This is a genomic window from Pseudomonas sp. YY-1 (assembly GCF_002843095.1).
In the GTDB taxonomy this organism is placed as follows: domain Bacteria; phylum Pseudomonadota; class Gammaproteobacteria; order Pseudomonadales; family Pseudomonadaceae; genus Aquipseudomonas; species Aquipseudomonas sediminis_A.
Genome location: NZ_PJLX01000002.1, coordinates 388,564 through 406,240, shown reverse-complemented (window position 1 = coordinate 406,240; position 17,677 = coordinate 388,564). Strand labels below are relative to the sequence as shown.

General features: G+C 59.3%; 16 protein-coding genes. 10 read left to right on the top strand and 6 right to left on the bottom strand.

What is annotated here, in order from left to right:
- The first annotated feature begins 106 nt into the window (after positions 1-106).
- Genes CXP40_RS04615 through CXP40_RS04605 form a run of 3 tightly spaced genes read left to right on the top strand, consistent with a single transcriptional unit; the run spans position 107 to position 3,268 of the window.
- Positions 107-343, top strand: a complete 237-nt coding sequence (locus CXP40_RS04615) for a PP0621 family protein (RefSeq protein ID WP_099522406.1) — start codon at positions 107-109, stop codon at positions 341-343.
- A complete protein-coding gene (locus CXP40_RS04610) occupies positions 333-1,925 on the top strand; it encodes a PAS domain-containing sensor histidine kinase (RefSeq protein ID WP_106732811.1) in 1,593 nt (530 codons plus the stop codon). The genes CXP40_RS04615 and CXP40_RS04610 overlap by 11 nt, the downstream gene beginning before the upstream one ends.
- Positions 1,926-1,927: 2 nt before the next feature.
- Positions 1,928-3,268, top strand: coding sequence for a sigma-54 dependent transcriptional regulator (locus tag CXP40_RS04605; protein WP_106732810.1), 1,341 nt, complete (start codon positions 1,928-1,930; stop codon positions 3,266-3,268).
- 87 nt (positions 3,269-3,355) lie between these two features.
- Here CXP40_RS04605 and thiO read toward each other — a convergent pair whose 3' ends face one another.
- Complete coding sequence (gene thiO / locus CXP40_RS04600) at positions 3,356-4,450, bottom strand: glycine oxidase ThiO (protein WP_371916928.1); 1,095 nt, start codon at positions 4,448-4,450, stop codon at positions 3,356-3,358.
- Positions 4,451-4,562: 112 nt separating this feature from the next.
- On the opposite strand from thiO, the gene CXP40_RS04595 reads away from it, so the two are divergent.
- The 7 genes from CXP40_RS04595 (at position 4,563) to CXP40_RS04565 (ending at position 11,776) form a co-directional block, all read left to right on the top strand.
- The gene (locus CXP40_RS04595; protein WP_106732809.1) at positions 4,563-5,087 is read left to right on the top strand and encodes a GspH/FimT family pseudopilin; all 525 of its coding nucleotides are present in this window, start codon (positions 4,563-4,565) and stop codon (positions 5,085-5,087) included.
- Between the two features lie 97 nt (positions 5,088-5,184).
- Positions 5,185-5,661: a GspH/FimT family pseudopilin gene (locus CXP40_RS04590; protein ID WP_106732808.1), complete on the top strand. Its 477-nt coding sequence runs from the start codon at positions 5,185-5,187 to the stop codon at positions 5,659-5,661.
- Entirely contained in the window at positions 5,658-6,119 is a 462-nt protein-coding gene (gene pilV / locus CXP40_RS04585) for a type IV pilus modification protein PilV (protein ID WP_106732807.1), read from the top strand. The genes CXP40_RS04590 and pilV overlap by 4 nt, the downstream gene beginning before the upstream one ends.
- Positions 6,116-7,108, top strand: coding sequence for a PilW family protein (locus CXP40_RS04580; protein ID WP_106732806.1), 993 nt, complete (start codon positions 6,116-6,118; stop codon positions 7,106-7,108). Before pilV ends, CXP40_RS04580 begins: the two co-directional genes overlap by 4 nt.
- Positions 7,105-7,578: a PilX N-terminal domain-containing pilus assembly protein gene (locus CXP40_RS04575; protein ID WP_106732805.1), complete on the top strand. Its 474-nt coding sequence runs from the start codon at positions 7,105-7,107 to the stop codon at positions 7,576-7,578. Before CXP40_RS04580 ends, CXP40_RS04575 begins: the two co-directional genes overlap by 4 nt.
- Positions 7,579-7,616: 38 nt before the next feature.
- Positions 7,617-11,318 (top strand): pilus assembly protein, encoded by a 3,702-nt coding sequence (locus CXP40_RS23910; protein WP_256579235.1) that lies wholly within the window; start codon positions 7,617-7,619, stop codon positions 11,316-11,318.
- Positions 11,318-11,776 (top strand): type IV pilin protein, encoded by a 459-nt coding sequence (locus tag CXP40_RS04565; protein WP_106732804.1) that lies wholly within the window; start codon positions 11,318-11,320, stop codon positions 11,774-11,776. The genes CXP40_RS23910 and CXP40_RS04565 overlap by 1 nt, the downstream gene beginning before the upstream one ends.
- Before the next feature lie 65 nt (positions 11,777-11,841).
- Here the strand turns inward: CXP40_RS04565 and ispH are convergent, their stop codons facing one another.
- The 5 genes from ispH to ribF form a co-directional block, all read right to left on the bottom strand.
- Positions 11,842-12,786, bottom strand: coding sequence for a 4-hydroxy-3-methylbut-2-enyl diphosphate reductase (gene ispH / locus CXP40_RS04560; protein ID WP_106732803.1), 945 nt, complete (start codon positions 12,784-12,786; stop codon positions 11,842-11,844).
- Positions 12,787-12,925: 139 nt separating this feature from the next.
- The gene (locus tag CXP40_RS04555; RefSeq protein ID WP_106732802.1) at positions 12,926-13,363 is read right to left on the bottom strand and encodes a peptidylprolyl isomerase; all 438 of its coding nucleotides are present in this window, start codon (positions 13,361-13,363) and stop codon (positions 12,926-12,928) included.
- On the bottom strand, positions 13,360-13,869 hold the full coding sequence (gene lspA / locus CXP40_RS04550; protein ID WP_099522419.1) for a signal peptidase II: 510 nt from the start codon (positions 13,867-13,869) through the stop codon (positions 13,360-13,362). The genes CXP40_RS04555 and lspA overlap by 4 nt, the downstream gene beginning before the upstream one ends.
- Positions 13,862-16,693 (bottom strand): isoleucine--tRNA ligase, encoded by a 2,832-nt coding sequence (ileS, locus tag CXP40_RS04545; RefSeq protein WP_106732801.1) that lies wholly within the window; start codon positions 16,691-16,693, stop codon positions 13,862-13,864. The genes lspA and ileS overlap by 8 nt, the downstream gene beginning before the upstream one ends.
- On the bottom strand, positions 16,690-17,658 hold the full coding sequence (ribF, locus tag CXP40_RS04540) for a bifunctional riboflavin kinase/FAD synthetase (protein WP_106732800.1): 969 nt from the start codon (positions 17,656-17,658) through the stop codon (positions 16,690-16,692). Before ribF ends, ileS begins: the two co-directional genes overlap by 4 nt.
- Positions 17,659-17,677: the final 19 nt, after the last annotated feature.

Here is a 17,677-nt window from a genome sequence, read left to right as displayed (position 1 = left end):
TGCAGCTCGCAGCCTCGGAATCAGCTCACAGCCTGCCACCGCCCCTCTGTGCCGATGGTCTCAGCTTGGCTAAACTGCCGGCTTTAACCGGATAAAAGAGCACACCATGGGCCTGTTCCGCCTGCTGTTCTGGGTTGCCGTGATCTTCGCCGCAATCTGGATCTGGCGTCGTTTCATCAGCAAAGCCAAACCTACTCGCCCCACCGAGGACGCCGCAGCCCCCATGGTGCGATGCGAGAACTGCGGCGTGCATATCCCCAAGACCCAGGCACTGAGCCAGGATCAGCGCTGGTACTGCAGCCAGAAACACCTTGAGCAAGGCCCACACACCGGTGATCGCTGACACCAGCGTACAGAACAGCAAACAAGGGCAGCGCATCCTCAGGCTCTATCACTTCTATCGCCTGACCATCGGCCTGGCGCTGATCCTGCTGATTTCCAGCAACCTCGACGAGCAGTTGCTGGACGTCGTGCATATCGAGCTGTTTCGCACCGGCAGCTGGGTCTACCTGATCCTCAACATCTTCATCGCCGTGCTGGTGCAAAAGCCCAAACACCTGGTGCAGCTGTTCAGCCTGGCGCTGGTCGACGTGATATTCCTCTCGGCCCTGTTCTACGCAGCCGGCGGCACGCCCAGCGGCATCGGCAACCTGCTGGTGGTCGCCGTCGCCATCGCCAATATCCTGCTGCGCGGCCGCATCGGCCTGCTGATCGCCGCCATCGCGGCGATGGCGCTGATCTACCTGACCTTCTACCTCAGCCTCAGCCGCCCCGCTGCTGCCGCACAATACGTCCAGGCCGGCGCCCTCGGCGCGCTGTGCTTCGCCGGCGCCCTGTTCATCCAAGGCATCACGCGCCGCCTGCAGGTCAGCGAAAGCCTGGCCGAACAACGCGCAGCCGACGTCGCCAGCCTGGAAGAACTCAATGAGCAGATCCTGCAGCGCATGCGCACCGGCATTCTGGTGCTCGACACCCAACATCGCGTGCTGCTGGCCAACCAGGGCGCGACGCAACTGCTCGGGCGAGGTGAGCTCAGCGGCAAGATCATCGACCCGCACTGCCCAGAACTGGTCAAACGCCTCCAGCAATGGCTGCACAACCCGACCCTGCGCCCTGAAAGCCTGCAGGCACAGGTCGACGGTCCGGTGCTACAGCCCAGTTTCATCTCCCTGCAACGCGGCGACCAGCAGCACACCCTGGTGTTTCTCGATGACATTTCACAGATCGCCCAGCAAGCGCAACAGCTCAAGCTGGCCTCGCTCGGCCGCCTGACCGCTGGCATCGCTCACGAAATTCGTAACCCGCTCGGTGCCATCAGCCACGCTGCGCAGCTACTGCAGGAATCGGAGGATTTGCACGGCCCGGATCAGCGCTTGGCGCAGATCATCCAGGACCACTCCAAGCGCATGAACATGGTGATCGAGAACGTCCTGCAACTGTCACGCAGGCGCCAGGCCGAGCCGCAACTGCTCGACCTGAAATACTGGCTGCACCGCTTCGCCAGCGAATTCCGCAGCTCGGCACCGGCTGATCGACAGATCCATCTGGAAACCCAGGGCGGCAGCCTGCAAACACGCATGGACCCACACCAGTTGACCCAGGTGCTGACCAATCTGGTGCAAAATGGCCTGCGCTACAGCGCGCAGAAACACCGACTAGGCCAGGTCTGGCTACGCCTGTTCCGCGACGAGAGCAGCGACCTGCCAGTGCTGGAAATCCTCGACGACGGCCCCGGTGTGCCGCCTGAGCAGGAACAGCACATCTTCGAGCCCTTCTACACCACCGAGAACAAGGGCACCGGCCTCGGCCTGTATATTTCTCGCGAGCTGTGCCAGGGCAACCAGGCCCGCCTCGACTATAAACCTCGTGAAGGTGGCGGCAGTTGCTTCCGCATCACCTTCGCCCATCCGCGCAAACTGAGCTGAGCATGAACCGTCAGAGAGCCCTGATCGTCGACGACGAGCCCGATATCCGCGAGCTGCTGGAAATCACCCTCGGACGCATGAAGCTGGACACCCGCAGCGCCCGCAACGTCAAGGAAGCGCGCGAATGGCTGGCGCGCGAGCCGTTCGACCTGTGCTTGACCGACATGCGCCTGCCCGACGGCACCGGCCTGGATCTGGTACAACACATCCAGCAGCGTCATCCGCAGGTTCCTGTGGCGATGATCACCGCCTACGGCAGCCTGGATACCGCGATCAACTCGCTCAAGGCCGGCGCCTTCGACTTCCTTACCAAACCGGTGGACCTCGGCCGCCTGCGCGAACTGGTGGCGACCGCTCTGCGCATTCGTGCGCCCGAAGGTGAGGAAACGCCAGTCGACAGCCGCCTGCTCGGCGACTCGCCACCGATGAGGTCGCTGCGCAAGCAGATCCTGAAGCTTTCGCGCAGTCAGGCACCAGTTTATATCAGCGGCGAATCGGGCAGTGGCAAGGAGCTGGTTGCCCGCCTGATCCATGAGCAGGGCCCACGCATCGAACAACCGTTCGTGCCGGTCAACTGCGGCGCGATACCCTCGGAGTTGATGGAAAGCGAGTTCTTCGGCCACAAGAAAGGCAGCTTCACCGGCGCAATCGAAGACAAGCAGGGGCTGTTCCAGGCAGCCAATGGCGGCACCCTGTTCCTCGACGAGGTCGCCGACCTGCCGCTGCCGATGCAGGTCAAACTGCTACGCGCGATTCAGGAGAAGGCCGTGCGCGCCGTCGGCGGCCAGCAGGAAATGGTGGTCGATGTGCGCATCCTCTGCGCCACTCACAAGGACCTTGCCGCCGAAGTCGCCGCCGGCCGCTTCCGTCAGGATCTCTACTACCGCCTCAACGTCATCGAGCTGCGCGTACCGCCGCTGCGTGAGCGTCGCGAAGATATCGCCCAGCTGGCTGAGGTGATGCTCGCGCGTCTGGCCGATGGTACCGGCCTGGCCGCCGCCAAACTGCACCCCGACGCATTGGAAAAGCTGAAGAGCTATCGCTTCCCTGGCAACGTGCGCGAGCTGGAAAACATGCTCGAACGCGCCTACACCCTGTGCGAAGACGATCAGATCACGCCCGGCGACCTACGCCTGGCAGATGCCAGTGGCCCCAGCAACGAAGGCGGCGAAGCCAGCCTGGCGCAGATCGACAACCTCGAGGACTACCTCGAAGACATCGAACGCAAGCTGATCATGCAGGCTCTGGAAGAAACGCGCTGGAACCGCACGGCGGCGGCTCAGCGCCTGGGCCTGACCTTCCGCTCGATGCGCTATCGACTGAAGAAGCTGGGTATCGACTGAGACAAGACCCTGCTCACGCCTGTGTAGGAGCCGGCTTGCCGGCGATCAAGACAGCCTGCGCCGAGTCCTGAAGCCCCAGACAAGGTATCAGTGCAACCGCCCCGCTGGCGCATAAGGCGCCGGATCAATGATCGGCTCACGCCCAAGCATCAGATCAGCCAGCAACTGACAGGAGGCTGGCGCCAGCACCAACCCATTGCGGAAATGCCCGCAGTTGAGCCATAGACCTGGATACGAGGGCACTTCCCCGATAAAGGGAATGCCTTCCGGCGAGCCGGGCCGCAAGCCTGCCCAATGCCCAACCACATCGGCGTCCTTGAGTGCAGGCAACAATTCCTCGGCCGATGCTTTCAGGCTTTCCAACGCGTTATCGGTCGGCGTCTTGTCGAAGCCGGCGTATTCCAGCGTGCTGCCAATCAGGATATGCCCGTCGCGCCGCGGAATCGCATAACGCCCCTTGGCCAACACCATGCTTGGCAGAAAATCCTCGGCGCACTTGTAGAGAATCATCTGCCCTTTCACTGGCTCGACCGGCAACTCCAGCCCAAGCGTCTTGAGCAACTCACCACTCCAGGCGCCGGCCGCCAGCACCACGCGCTCGGCACGAATCTCACCAGCAGCCGTGGTCACCCCGCAGATCCGCCCGCCCTCCTGAATAAAACCAGTGACCGGGCAATGCTCACGCAGCTCCACGTTCGGCATGGCCGCCAAAGCTGCCCGCAGCGCTTTGACCAACCGGGGATTACGCACATTGGCCACACCCGGCATATGAATGGCGCTCTGGAAACCACCACCCAGAACGGGCACCTGCTGATAAGCCTCAGCAATATCCACTGGCAACAGCGCACGCCCCTCACGCGCAGCCCATGCCAGCGCCTCAGCCTCGTCATCCAGATCGAGCCAATACAGCCCCGTGACATGCACCTCGGGATCGACGCCGGTGTCCTCCAGCAAACGCTGACCGAAGCCCGGATAGAAATCCTGCGACCAATGCGCCAACGCCGTCACCGCCGCGCTGTAGCGCCAGGGATAGAGCGGAGAAACGATACCGCCACCGGCCCAGGAGGATTCGCGACCTGCGTCTGCCTTTTCCAATAGCAGCACAGCCTGTCTGGACTCCGCCAAGGTCAATGCCGACAGCAGACCAATTGCACCGCCACCCACAATCAAAGCTCGATCCACACCTATTCCTTCTTGAAAACATGGCGATGAGGTGCTTGACACTTCACCAACGTGAACTAAACCAACTAGTAGCCAGGACGGCTCTCCTACCCAATGCAAAAGGATACTTGCCATGCGCTCCCGCCCTCAGAACGCCTTCACCCTCCCTGAAACCCTGATTGCCCTGACCATCTCAGCAATAGTACTTGCCTTCGCTACGCCAGCGCTCAGCGCTTTGCTCCAACAAAACCGCCACACCACCGAAATCAACCAGATGCATGCAAGTCTGAACTACGCTCGAGGGCAAGCTATTCAGACCCGCACCATGGTCAGCCTTTGCGCCGGGGACGACAACTGCCGGGACTCGCGAGCCTGGCACGGTCGAATCCTGATTTTTCTCGATGCCAATCGTAACGGCCAGTTTGATGAAGATGAGCAGCTACTCAAAATTGTGGATATTGACCCACGTCACAGATGGAACTGGACAAATTTTCGTCAAAAAAGCCATATGAGTTTCCGACCGGACGGCACGACTCACAGCCTCAATGGCACCTTCACCCTATGCGATAAGGGCATTGCGATTCGTGGCGTTGTGATCAACATCACAGGCAGAACCATGGTCAATAAATCACCTGATAACGACCGTTGCCGTGGCTAAGCCGTTCACCCCGATGAAATAACCGGATATCCCCGTTCACTTCATATTCCCCCGGTGCCCTGCAATGCTCCACTGGTCGATATTGTCGAGACCGGTCATGCATTACTCCCGCGCTTTCACCCTGATAGAGCTGATGGTCACACTCGCTGTGTTAGCGATAGTCATCAGCCTGGCGGCCCCATCCTTTAGCAACATGCTGCAGGAAAACCGCCTTTCCGCCTTGACCAACGAACTTCAGGGTAGCTTGCAACTCGCTCGCTCCGAGGCAGTCAAGCGCCGCAACGACGTTATCGTGTGCCGAAGCAACGCCGACCAAGACGATTGTGAGAATGGGACAAACTGGGCAGGTGGTTGGCTAATGATGTCCAGCGACGACGTCCTGAAAGTTTGGGACCCCGCTCAGGGAGTTGTGATCACAGGGCCCAATACAGGAGTCAGCTTCCGTAGCAATGGCATGGCTTCGGCAGTCACAAACTGGACGGTTACCCATTCCAACTGCACCGGTCAGCAACGGCGTACTCTCTCAGTCAGCCAAACCGGTAGCACCACCCTTGCCAAAGGCGCCTGCGAATGACCCACAACGCTCCTCAGCGCCAACACGGCGCCACCCTGATCGAGGTTCTTATCGCCGTAGTCGTTCTGTCCATAGGGCTACTCGGCCTAGCCGGAATGCAGGCTACCAGCGTAAAAAGCAACCACAGCGCTTATCAGCGCTCACAAGCCACTCTGTTTGCCTATGACTTGGCAGACCGCATGCGCGCCAACCGCGATGCGGCCTTGGGCAATGATTACTTGATGGACTATCCAGCCTCCTCCAGCAGCCACTCTGTCACGGGGTCACAGGCAGCCAAAGACAAGGCTGAATGGCTCAACAATCTGGCACTGCAACTGCCGGAAGGCACTGGCAAAGTGGAAAAAACCGGGACCCTCGTCACCATCCATGTGCGCTGGAACGACAACCGGGGGCGCATTGCAAAGAGCGATGCCGAAGCTGACGCCAATACAGTGTTCACCTACCGGACTGAAATATGATCAACACATTCCCGCACCGCCAGTCCGGCCTCTCGCTGGTCGAACTGATGATTGCCATCACGCTCAGCCTGCTGCTGATCGCTGGCGTATTGCAGATTTTTCTATCCAGCAAACAGACCTACAGTACCAACAACGCTCTCTCACGAGTACAGGAAAGCGGCCGTTTCGCCATGGACTTCCTGACTCAGGATATTCGTAATACCGGATATAAAGGGCAGTGCATGGGCGAGCCGAAGAACCACGGCGTAACTGAAGTGCTATGGCGCTTGGACGACCCCATCGAAGGCTGGAACGATGTCGAGACCAGACCCGCGCAGTTACCGGATACCCCTGCTGGCACCCCCGTAGAGGGCACCGATGCGATTCTCATCAAGTTCGCTGCAGGCCCCGAGGAAATGGCCGCAGCCAGCAGCAATACAGCCACCAACCAGACCATCGACCTCGGCACCAACGCGTCTGGGGTAGCTCAGCATGCCATCACCTTGATCTCCGACGCCATCTCCTGCGACCTGTTTCGGAATACCGCCGCCACTAATGCCACATCAGTTGCTAGAGCTGCCGGCAGCGAATGGACTCATGACTACACTGATATAACCGAAGTCTTGCCTCTGCAAAACGCCACCTACTACATTCGGGCCAACTCCAATGGACGCCCAAATTCGCTCGTCAGGCAGCGACTAGGCGTAAAAAATAACAACCCAAACTGGTTAGATCCGGAGGAGTTAGTAGATGGCGTAGAGGACATGCAAATCCAATATGGTATTGCCGGGCTTGACCGGCAGGTTACCGACTATGTAACAGCCGACGACGTCACCGATTGGGGCAACGTCGTCGCCGTTCGCATCAACCTGCTGGTGGTCAGCGCGGACACCAACGTCGTGCCAGAAGACCAAGTCATCGCCTTCAATGGCGACGATGTCACCATTGCCAATCGCCGCCTGGCCCAGGTCTTCTCCACCACCATCAGTATTCGGAACCGCCTGCCATGAATAACCTTTACGCCCTCCCTCGTCAGCAACAAGGTGCAGTACTGGTCGTTGCCCTGATCATGCTGCTGCTACTTACTATCATCGGTCTGAGCAGCATGCGCGGCACCTCGCTGCAAGAAAACATGGCAGGCAATATGCGCGATAGCAATCTAGCCCTGCAGGCCTCGGAAGCTGCTCTACGCAAAGGCGAGGATGAAGTTCGTGCCAAGTTCCTCGCAGGCACTCTGGCCACGCTGGAAATAGCACCACTAAGTGGCTCCTACACCGACTTCCCGAACACGGCCAAGATTCCCGAATATGAGATAACACTGCTAGCCAAGATCCGTACCAGTACCGAGGCTGGCGCGCCTATCGATGATGAAGGCGCCCTAGTGCGTGTTGAATCAGATGGCTATGGCCTCAACACCAATAGCGACGACGACCCCAGCTCCCAAGCCCAACTCCGCTCCACCTTCCTGGTCGAGCAATGATCCTATTTGCCTGACCAATTTTTCACGGAGTTTCTCTAATGAATTCTCGCCAAATAATGCTGAACGCGTTGAAAACCAACGCCAGTTTCTTACTGACATGTTGCATTGCTGCAGCCGCAACTCCTGCGCAAGCTACCGTGGCGCAGGCCCCTCTACTGCTCGGCGGCGGCAATGTACCCGGCAACTTGGCTCTAGTGCCATCCGTTGAGTTCCCAACCGTCATCAGCGTAGCCAATGTCAGCAACACTTATAGGCATAGCGACACCTATACCGGCTACTTCGACAGCGAAAAATGCTACGAATATAATCGCCAGCAAATAACACACATTTACTTTGGCGCCATCAGTGGCAACGATGGTGGTGGATACTTTACTCCTACGCGCTGGAGTCGCACCTGTAACGGCGCTAAGGAATGGAGCGGGAACTACCTGAACTGGGCTACCACCCAGACCATTGACCCATTTCGCATGGCTCTGACCGGCGGCTACAGGGCTGTAGATACTGCAACCCAGACAATATTGGAAAAAGCGACCCGTGCAAGCCGAGCCTCCTATTTCCCTAACAGATCGGTAACAGGGAACACCACGCTCACTAACATTTCACCCTATACCAGCGGCACCTTGAGCAGCTCTGTAACCAGCGCCAATGGCAGCGTCAGCGCCGCCATTCAGGACTATCAGAGAAACAAAACCCTAAGAATCACCAACGGCACTAGCACTGCCTACTTCTCCGTACGGGTAGAAGTCTGCAAGAGTCAGGCACTGCTTGAGGCCAACTGTGTTCGCTATGGCAATGTATGGAAGCCTGAAGGGCTTATCCAACGTTACGCCAATGATATTCGCTATAGCGCCTTCAGCTACTTGAACATTGATGGAAACGGCAGAAACGGTGGCGTATTGCGCGCCCAGCAAAAATACGTCGGGCAAAGCATGCGCGTACCCGGTGTCTCCGGGTCATCAACTAACCCGGATGCGGAATGGAGCCCGACGACCGGCATCATCCACACCAATCCGCACAACGACGCAACAGGCAATAGCGGCGTCATCAACTACATAAATAAATTTGGCGAACTAACCAACGTCCATAAGTCCAACGACCCTGCCAGTGAGCTTTATTATACAGCTCTCCGTTACTTCAAAAACCAAGGGAATATTGCCGCTTACTCGAACACAACGGATGAAGCACAGAAAGATAAATTCCCCGTCATCACCAACTGGTCAGACCCTATTCAATATGCCTGTCAGAAGAACGTGATTCTGGGCATTGGTGACGTAAATACCCACGAAGACAGAAATCTACCGCATACGGACGACCCCCTGAATGTAAACGCCTATACGCAAAAGGTGTTCGATCTGGAAGGCATCAATAAAACAGCTAGCAACGTATTCACAGGGCGTGGTAACTCTGCCTACATTGCCGGCCTGGCCTACTATGCCAACACCACGGATATTCGCAGTGACGTTTCGGGGAAACAGACCGCTTCCACTTACTGGGTTGACGTGCGTGAAGATCGACTATTGGAGGGCAAAGCCAATAACCAGTATTGGCTGGCCGCGAAATATGGCGGTTTCAAAGTGCCTACCGATTTCGGTGCCGCCTTGTCCCGTACATCAGCGCTGGATGAGGCCTGGTGGTACACCACCAGCGATATGCTGGCACTAGGCACCGATGGTAACGGTGGTACTGAGAAACGTCCTGATAACTTCTTCGTTGCCAGTGACGCAACCAATATGGTCGAAGGCCTGAGAAAGGCATTCGCACAAATATCCAACGAGGTGCAGAGTACAACTGCCTCCCTGGCCACTAACTCTACCCGTCTGGAAACCGATACAGCCGTATTCCAGTCACGGCTGGACAGCCGCTTCTGGAGCGGCGACCTGCTCGCTCGGCGCGTAGGCAGTAATGGCGCGGTAGAGGAAAATCCGGCCTGGAATGCTGCTCAGAATCTCGACAACTGGGCAAACGTAGAGACCCGTAAGATATTCACCATCACCCCCGATACAACAGCAGGTACAGATGGTGAGTTTATCGCCAACAGCGGTGTCAACTTCATTTGGGGCAGTCTGGCTAGCAGCCAGCAAGCCTTGCTGACGCTACCAACGGACGCAGGCAATGTGACCGGCCAGAATAGGCTGGCCTACCTGCGCGGTGACCGTACATATGAAATCACTACCGAAGATCGCACCAAGCCCTTCCGCCAACGCGGCAGCCGCCTCGGCGACATCGTCAACTCCGACCCGCAGTTCATACATAATCAGGACTTCGGCTATTCACGCCTGAGCTGGGGCAGCAACGGCTCGGTAGGCTCGGCCTACACAACTTTCCGCGCTAGCTCCGCATACCAGAACCGCACACCCATGGTGATCGTGGGTGCCAACGACGGCATGCTGCATGGATTCGATGCCAGAGTGGGAACCGGCAGCACGAATGGAGGCAATGAGCTTTTCGCCTATGTGCCCAATAGCGTCTTCAGAAATCTGATCAGCCTGACCGACCCCGCTTACTCGCATCGCTACTATGTAGACGGCACCCCTCGTGTATCCGATGTGTATATAAACAATAGTTGGCAGACGATGGTTGTCGGTACCACCGGCGCTGGCGGCAAGAGCGTTTTCGCTCTTAACGTAACGGATCCCGGCAACATGACTGCCAGTAGTGTCAAATGGGAGTTCAGCCATCCAGATATGGGCTACACCATGGGTCAACCGGCTCTAGTTGCCCTACCCAACGAAAAATTCGGGGTAATAGTCAGTAGCGGCTACCACGACAGCGCCCCAGAAAGCGGTAAGCTTTGGATTCTGGATGCCTCTGACGGCAGTATCATCAAAGAAATCGAATTACCGACCACCGGCAACCTTGGTTCTCCATTAGCCTCGGATACTAACTATGACATGGTCGCCGACCGCGTTTACGTGGCCGACACCCAAGGTAACCTTTGGCGAATCGATCTTAGCAGCAGTAACCCTTCAAGCTGGGGAATACCTAGCGATTTGAGCAGCGGCCCGCTATTTATCGCCAAGGATAGTAGTAATAACTTACAGGCTATTACCGCCCCTCTCTCATCAGCATTCAGTGACAAAGGCGAGCATATGGTGCTCTTCGGCACCGGCAGCTTCTACCGCAACGGCGATAATGAAATACCGAACAGCCCACCCGTCGATACCTTCTACGGCATTATTGATAGAGGCCAGCCCATTGACGGTCGCGGGAATCTGCTGAAACAAGCGGTCATCAAAGAAGATACGGTGAATGGCAATCAGGTCCGAGCCATTACCAACAACGCTATAACCACTCAGACCGGCTGGTATCTTGATCTTGGCTGGATTGAAGGTACCGGTGCGACCGGGGCAAAGGGGGAGCGTGTTATAAGCAAAGCCACATTACGTACCGACCGGGTGATTTTCACCACCATGACTCCCTCGGCCGACCCCTGCGCCTTTGGCGGCACCAGCTTCATCATGGCCATGGGCCTATCCAGCGGCTCGCGCCTGAACTATGCCTATTTCGACACCAGTGGAGATGGCAAACTGGATAACGACGACATGACCCAGATTGGTGAGGAGGGAAATATTCCCTGGTCGGGCATTTCCGATACAGACGACGGCGTGATCAAGGGCGTAACCCCGCTGTACAAATGGCTGTGCTTTGCCGGTTCCAGCGGTGGCACTCCACAGTGTATACCTGTTGCTGGATCGCAACGTTTTGGCCGCCACTCCTGGCGCGAAGTGAGGAACAACTGATGCTTGGAAACCGTGCAGACGGTGTGAGCCTGAGACGCAAGACTTCAGGCTTCACCCTGATCGAAGTCATGATAGTGGTGGCGATCGTTGGCATTCTGGCCGCAATTGCCTATCCGTCCTATCAGGAGCATGTGCGCAAGACCAAACGCGCAGATGCCCAGGCCGCCCTGATGGAGCTTTCTCAATTCATGGAGCGTTATTACACCGCCAACGGTAGGTACCTGACCAGCGCCAACGTAGCACCAACCCTGCCCTTCGATACAGCCCCCAAGGACGGCGGCAGTAAGTCCTATGATTTGGCCTTCGCCGAGAACAGCCCCACAGCGAATAGCTACTCGCTTGAAGCTGTCCCTACAGGCAGCATGGAGGATGACAAGTGCGGCACCCTGACTCTGAGTAATACCGGGGCAAAAGGCCAAGACGCTGGCGCAACGCTTGCCGACTGCTGGCGACGTTAAGTCATCGCAATAAAAAAGGTCGGCGAATGCCGACCTTTTTCATACTCGCTACAGTAAAGCTCTAGTCACAACGCCTTAACCCTAAGCTCCTTCGGCATAGAGAACGTAATATTCTCCGGCCGCCCATCTAACTCCGTCTCCCCCACCGCCCCCCAGGCGCGCAACTGCTCTACCACTCCACGCACCAGCACTTCCGGCGCAGAAGCGCCTGCGGTAATGCCTACGCCACCCACGCCTTCGAACCATTCGCTCTTGAGGTCTTCAGCGCCGTCAATCAGGTAGGCCGGTGTGCCCATGCGTTCGGCCAGCTCACGCAGGCGGTTGGAGTTGGAGCTGTTTGGGCTGCCGACGACCAGCAGTACGTCGCACTCGCTGGCTAGCTGTTTGACCGCGTCCTGGCGGTTTTGTGTGGCGTAGCAGATGTCGTCCTTGCGCGGGCCGCCAATGGCGGGGAACTTGGCGCGTAGGGCGTCGATCACTTTGCTGGTGTCATCCATGGATAAGGTGGTCTGGGTGACGAATGCCAGGTTCTCGGGGTTGCGCACCTGCAGCTCAGCGACGTCGGCCTCATCCTCGACCAGGTAGATGGAACCGCCATTGCTGGCGTCGTATTGACCCATGGTGCCTTCGACTTCCGGGTGACCTTCGTGACCGATGAGGATGCACTCGCGCCCTTCGCGGCTGTAACGCACCACTTCCATATGCACCTTGGTCACCAGTGGGCAGGTGGCGTCGAAGACCTTGAGGCCGCGGCGGTCGGCCTCGTCGCGTACGGCCTTGGAGACGCCGTGCGCACTGAAGATGACGATAACGTCGTCCGGCACCTGATCCAGCTCTTCGACGAATACCGCACCTCGCGCACGCAGATCCTCTACCACGAATTTGTTATGCACCACTTCATGACGCACGTAGATCGGAGGGCCGAACACTTCCAGGGCGCGGTTGACGATTTCGATGGCGCGATCGACACCGGCGCAGAAGCCGCGGGGGTTGGCGAGTTTGATATGCATGCTGGCTGTCTCGGTATTGATCGAGGAACGAAACGACGCTATCGGTCGCTCCCGGAAGGTACAGCCTGCGCGGGATCAGTGCAGGCTGCAACAAGAGCTTCGCGGCTGAAGCCGCCCCTACAAGAGCGGCGCCACGGCGCTAAAGCGCCTTGACCTCGATGATTTCCACATCAAAGTCCAGCACCTTGCCGGCCAGTGGGTGGTTGAAGTCGATGGTGACCTGCTTGTCATCGAACGCCTTGACCACGCCTGGCAGCTCGGTATTGGCGGCATCATTGAAGATCACCAGCAGGCCTTCGGACAGTTCCATGCCCTCGAACTGGCTACGCGGCATGATCTGCACGTTCTGCGGGTTCGGCTGGCCGAAGCCCTGCTCCGGCTGCACCTGCACGCTGCGCTTGTCGCCGGCTTTGAAGCCGTACAGTGCCTGTTCGAAACCAGGCAGCAGGTTGCCATCACCGACCCTGAAGGTCGCCGGTTGCTTGTCGAACGTGCTGTCGACCACATCGCCGTTTTCCAGCTTGAGGGCAAAGTGCAGGGTCACTTCCCTATCCGGACCGATGCGTACGTCTGTCATTGCGCAGCCTCCTTCGCGGACTTGTCGCTCTTGAACATATCCAGCGCCAGCAGGATCGCGCCGATGGTGATGAAGGTGTCGGCCAGGTTGAACGCTGGGAAGAACCAGCGACTCTGCCAGTGCACCAGAATGAAATCGACCACATGGCCAAGCACCACACGGTCATACAGGTTGCCCAATGCGCCGCCCAGCACCATCGCCAATGCCACGGCCAGCAAGGTTTCATGACGTTTGAGGCGCTTGAGCCAGACCACCAGCACGACGCTGACGACGATGGCGATGGCGGCGAAGAACCAGCGCTGCCAGCCGGCGGCATCGGCCAGGAAGCTGAAGGCCGCGCCAGTGTTGTAGGCCAGGGTCCAGTCGAAGTAACCCGGGATGACTTCGATGCGCTGATACATGCTCAGCCCGCCCTCGAAGATGTCCTTGGTCACCCGATCGACGACCAGGATCAGCACGCTCAACAGCAGCCAGGGCAGATGCCCGAAACGCGAGGACTCAGGCATGCTTGCGCACCTCACCTTCGCCTTCGATGTTGCTCACGCAGCGACCGCACAGCTCAGGGTGCGCAGCATGGCTGCCGACATCGGCGCGGAAGTGCCAGCAACGGCCACACTTGGCATGAGCGGACTTGAGGATCTTCAGCTTCAGACCTTCGACCTCGGTCACTACCGCATCAGCCGGTGCATCGGCCAGCGGTGCGGCTTGCGCCGCTGAGGTGATCAGGGCGAAACGCAGCTCGTCGCCGAGCTTGGCCAGGTCAGCCTGCTTGGCCTCATCGCAGAACAAGGTGACCTCGGCCTGCAGGCTGGCACCGATGGCCTTGGCCGTACGCAGGTTCTCCAGCTCTTTGTTGACTGCCGCCTTGACCGCCATGACGCGATCCCAGTAGGCACGATCCAGCTCGAAGCCTTCCGGCAGGCGCTCCAGGCCGGCGTACCAGGTATTGAGCATGACGGATTCGTTGCGCTCGCCCGGCAGGAACTGCCAGATTTCCTCGGCGGTGAAGGCCAGGATCGGTGCGCACCAGCGCACCAGCGCCTCGCTGATGTGGAACAGCGCGCTCTGGCAGGAGCGACGCGCCACGCTGTCGGCGGCGGTGGTGTACTGGCGGTCCTTGATGATGTCGAGGTAGAAGCCGCCCAGTTCCTGCACGCAGAAGTTGTGCACCTTGGAGTAGACGTTCCAGAACCGGTAGTCGGCGTACGCCTCGATGATTTCTTCCTGTAAACGCAGGGCTGCGTCCACGACCCAGCGGTCGAGGTCGAGCATCTGCTCGGGCTGCAGCAGGTCCTTGGCCGGATCGAAACCGTTGAGGTTGGCCAGCATGAAGCGCGCGGTGTTGCGGATACGGCGGTAGGCATCGGCACTGCGCTGCAGGATCACCTTGGACACGGCCATCTCACCGGAGTAGTCGGTGGACGCAACCCACAGGCGCATGATGTCGGCGCCCAGGCTGTCGTTGACCTCCTGCGGGGCGACAACGTTGCCGAGCGACTTGGACATCTTGCGGCCGTTCTCGTCGACCACGAAGCCGTGAGTCAGCAGCGCCTTGTAAGGCGCGTGGCCATCGATGGCGCTGCCAGTCAGCAGGGACGAGTGGAACCAGCCGCGGTGCTGATCCGAACCTTCGAGGTACAGATCGGCGCGCGGGCCGTCGGTGTGCCCCATGTCGTGCGAGCCGCGCAGCACGTGCCAATGCGTGGTACCGGAGTCGAACCACACATCGAGGGTGTCGTTGATCTTGTCGTAGTCAGCTGCTTCAGCGCCAAGCAGCTCTGCGCCGTCAAGTTTGAACCAGGCTTCGATGCCCTCTTGCTCGACGCGCTTGGCGACCTCTTCCATCAGCTCGACGGTGCGCGGGTGCAGCTCGCCAGTGGCCTTGTGCAGGAAGAACGGGATCGGCACGCCCCAGTTGCGCTGACGCGAGATGCACCAGTCAGGACGACCGGCGATCATGCTGTGCAGGCGCGCCTGGCCCCAGGCCGGGACGAACTGAGTCTGCTCGATGGCTGCCAGAGCACGCTCACGCAGAGGCGCACCTTGCTTCGGCTGGGTATCCATGCCGACGAACCATTGTGCGGTGGCGCGGTAGATCAGCGGCGTCTTGTGGCGCCAGCAGTGCATGTAGCTGTGCTGGATAGGCTGATGCTTGAGCAGCGCACCGACCTCGGCCAGCTTCTCGACGATGGCCGGGTTGGCCTTCCAGATGAATTGGCCGCCGAAAAACGGCAGGTCCGGGGCGTAGACGCCATTGCTCTGCACCGGGCTGAGAATGTCGTCGTTGCTCATGCCATAGGCTTTGCAGGTGCGGAAGTCATCCTCACCATAAGCCGGCGCCGAGTGGACGATACCGGTACCGGCGCCCAGCTCGACGTATTCGGCCAGGTACACCGGCGAGAAACGCTCGTAGAACGGATGACGGAAACGGATCAGTTCCAGCGCCGCGCCGGGAGCGGTAGCGATTACCTGACCTTGCAGGTCGTAACGCTGCAGGCAGGATTCGACCAGCTCCTCGGCCAGCAGCAGGAGACGCTCGCCGGTGTCGACCAGGGCGTAGGTGAACTCCGGATGCACGTTGAGCGCCTGGTTGGCCGGGATGGTCCAGGGCGTAGTGGTCCAGATGACGATGGCGGCCGGCTTGCTCAGCTCGCTGAGGCCGAAGGCGGCGGCCAGCTTGTCTGCATCTTCGATTGGGAAGGCAACGTCGATGGCATCGGACTTCTTGTCCTGATACTCCACCTCGGCCTCGGCCAGCGCCGAGCCACAGTCGAAGCACCAGTTCACCGGCTTCAGGCCCTTGAACACGAAGCCCTGTTTGACCATCTCGGCCAGGGCGCGGATCTCGCCGGCCTCGTTGGCGAAATCCATGGTCTTGTAAGGGTTGTCCCAGTCGCCGAGCACGCCGAGGCGGATGAAGTCGGCCTTCTGCCCTTCGATCTGCTCGCCGGCATAGGTGCGGCAACGCTCGCGGGTCAGATCCGCCGGCTGATTCTTGCCGAAGGTGGTTTCGACCTTGTGCTCGATCGGCAGGCCATGGCAGTCCCAGCCCGGCACGTAGGGCGCGTCTAAACCGGCCAGGGTCTTGGAGCGGGTGATGATGTCCTTGAGGATCTTGTTCACCGCATGACCGATGTGGATGCTGCCGTTGGCATAGGGCGGGCCGTCGTGCAGGACGAACTTCGGCCGATCTTCGCCAATCTTGCGCAGCTTGCTATACAGGCCAATCTCGTTCCAGCGCTGCAGGGTCTGCGGCTCGCGTTGCGGCAGGCCGGCCTTCATCGGGAACTGGGTATCGGGCAGGTTCAGCGTAGCTTTGTAGTCGGTCATTTCGGGCTCTTCATCAGCGGGTGGCTCTTCATCAGCGGGTGGCCCTGCCAATAATCACGGGCAGCGGCGATATCAGCGGCAATCGCCGCCTTCAGGGCCTCCAGCGAGGCGAAACGCTGCTCATCACGCAGCTTGTGGTGGAAAGCCACCGAGAGACGCCGGCCATACAGATCGCCGGCAAAATCCAGAAGATGCACTTCCAGATGGGCGCTGCCGTCACCGGCAACACTGGGGCGCACGCCGATATTGGCGACGCCCGGTTGAATCACGCCATCGATTTCACAGCTCACCAGATAAACCCCGGTCAGCGGCACCTTGCGCCGCTTGAGCTGGATATTGGCAGTCGGCGCATCAAGCTGGCGGCCGAGCTTCTGCCCATGCAATACCCGCCCGGCGATACGGAACGGCCGCCCGAGCAAGGCTTCGGCCAGTTCGAAATCGCCATCGGCCAGGGCCTGGCGCACGCGCGTGCTGCTGACCCGGCCACCGAGCACTTCCACAGTCGTAGACGCATCGACGCTGAAGCCGTAACGCTGGCCGGCGGCCTTGAGAAATTCAAAATCGCCGGCGCGGTCGCAGCCGAAGCGGAAATCGTCGCCGATTTCCAGATCCTTCACGCCAAGGCCATCAACCAGCACACGCTGGACGAACTCGGCAGCCGACAGCTCGCGCAGGCGGCGGTTGAAGGCCAGGCACAGCACCATGTCGACGCCTTCGGCGGCCAACAGGGCGAGCTTGTCACGCAGGCGGGTCAGACGCGCCGGCGCGGTGTCCGGGCCGAAGAATTCACGCGGCTGCGGCTCGAAGATCACCACACAGCTGGGCACGGCCAATTCCGCGGCACGCTCGCGCAGGCGCGCCAGGATGGCCTGGTGCCCACGATGAACGCCGTCGAAATTACCGATGGTGACCACACAGCCCCGCGCCTGGGGCTGCAGGTTATGAAGACCTCGAACCAGCTGCATAACACGCTTCTTGTTCACA

Coding starts and splice junctions, on each gene's coding strand:
- CXP40_RS04615 (WP_099522406.1), top strand. CDS start 107: ATGGGCCTGTTCCGCCTGCTGTTCTGGGTTGCCGTGATCTTCGCCGCA.
- CXP40_RS04605 (WP_106732810.1), top strand. CDS start 1,928: ATGAACCGTCAGAGAGCCCTGATCGTCGACGACGAGCCCGATATCCGC.
- CXP40_RS04595 (WP_106732809.1), top strand. CDS start 4,563: ATGCGCTCCCGCCCTCAGAACGCCTTCACCCTCCCTGAAACCCTGATT.
- CXP40_RS04590 (WP_106732808.1), top strand. CDS start 5,185: ATGCATTACTCCCGCGCTTTCACCCTGATAGAGCTGATGGTCACACTC.
- pilV (WP_106732807.1), top strand. CDS start 5,658: ATGACCCACAACGCTCCTCAGCGCCAACACGGCGCCACCCTGATCGAG.
- CXP40_RS04580 (WP_106732806.1), top strand. CDS start 6,116: ATGATCAACACATTCCCGCACCGCCAGTCCGGCCTCTCGCTGGTCGAA.
- CXP40_RS04575 (WP_106732805.1), top strand. CDS start 7,105: ATGAATAACCTTTACGCCCTCCCTCGTCAGCAACAAGGTGCAGTACTG.
- CXP40_RS23910 (WP_256579235.1), top strand. CDS start 7,617: ATGAATTCTCGCCAAATAATGCTGAACGCGTTGAAAACCAACGCCAGT.
- CXP40_RS04565 (WP_106732804.1), top strand. CDS start 11,318: ATGCTTGGAAACCGTGCAGACGGTGTGAGCCTGAGACGCAAGACTTCA.
- ispH (WP_106732803.1), bottom strand. CDS start 12,786: ATGCATATCAAACTCGCCAACCCCCGCGGCTTCTGCGCCGGTGTCGAT.
- CXP40_RS04555 (WP_106732802.1), bottom strand. CDS start 13,363: ATGACAGACGTACGCATCGGTCCGGATAGGGAAGTGACCCTGCACTTT.
- lspA (WP_099522419.1), bottom strand. CDS start 13,869: ATGCCTGAGTCCTCGCGTTTCGGGCATCTGCCCTGGCTGCTGTTGAGC.
- ileS (WP_106732801.1), bottom strand. CDS start 16,693: ATGACCGACTACAAAGCTACGCTGAACCTGCCCGATACCCAGTTCCCG.
- ribF (WP_106732800.1), bottom strand. CDS start 17,658: ATGCAGCTGGTTCGAGGTCTTCATAACCTGCAGCCCCAGGCGCGGGGC.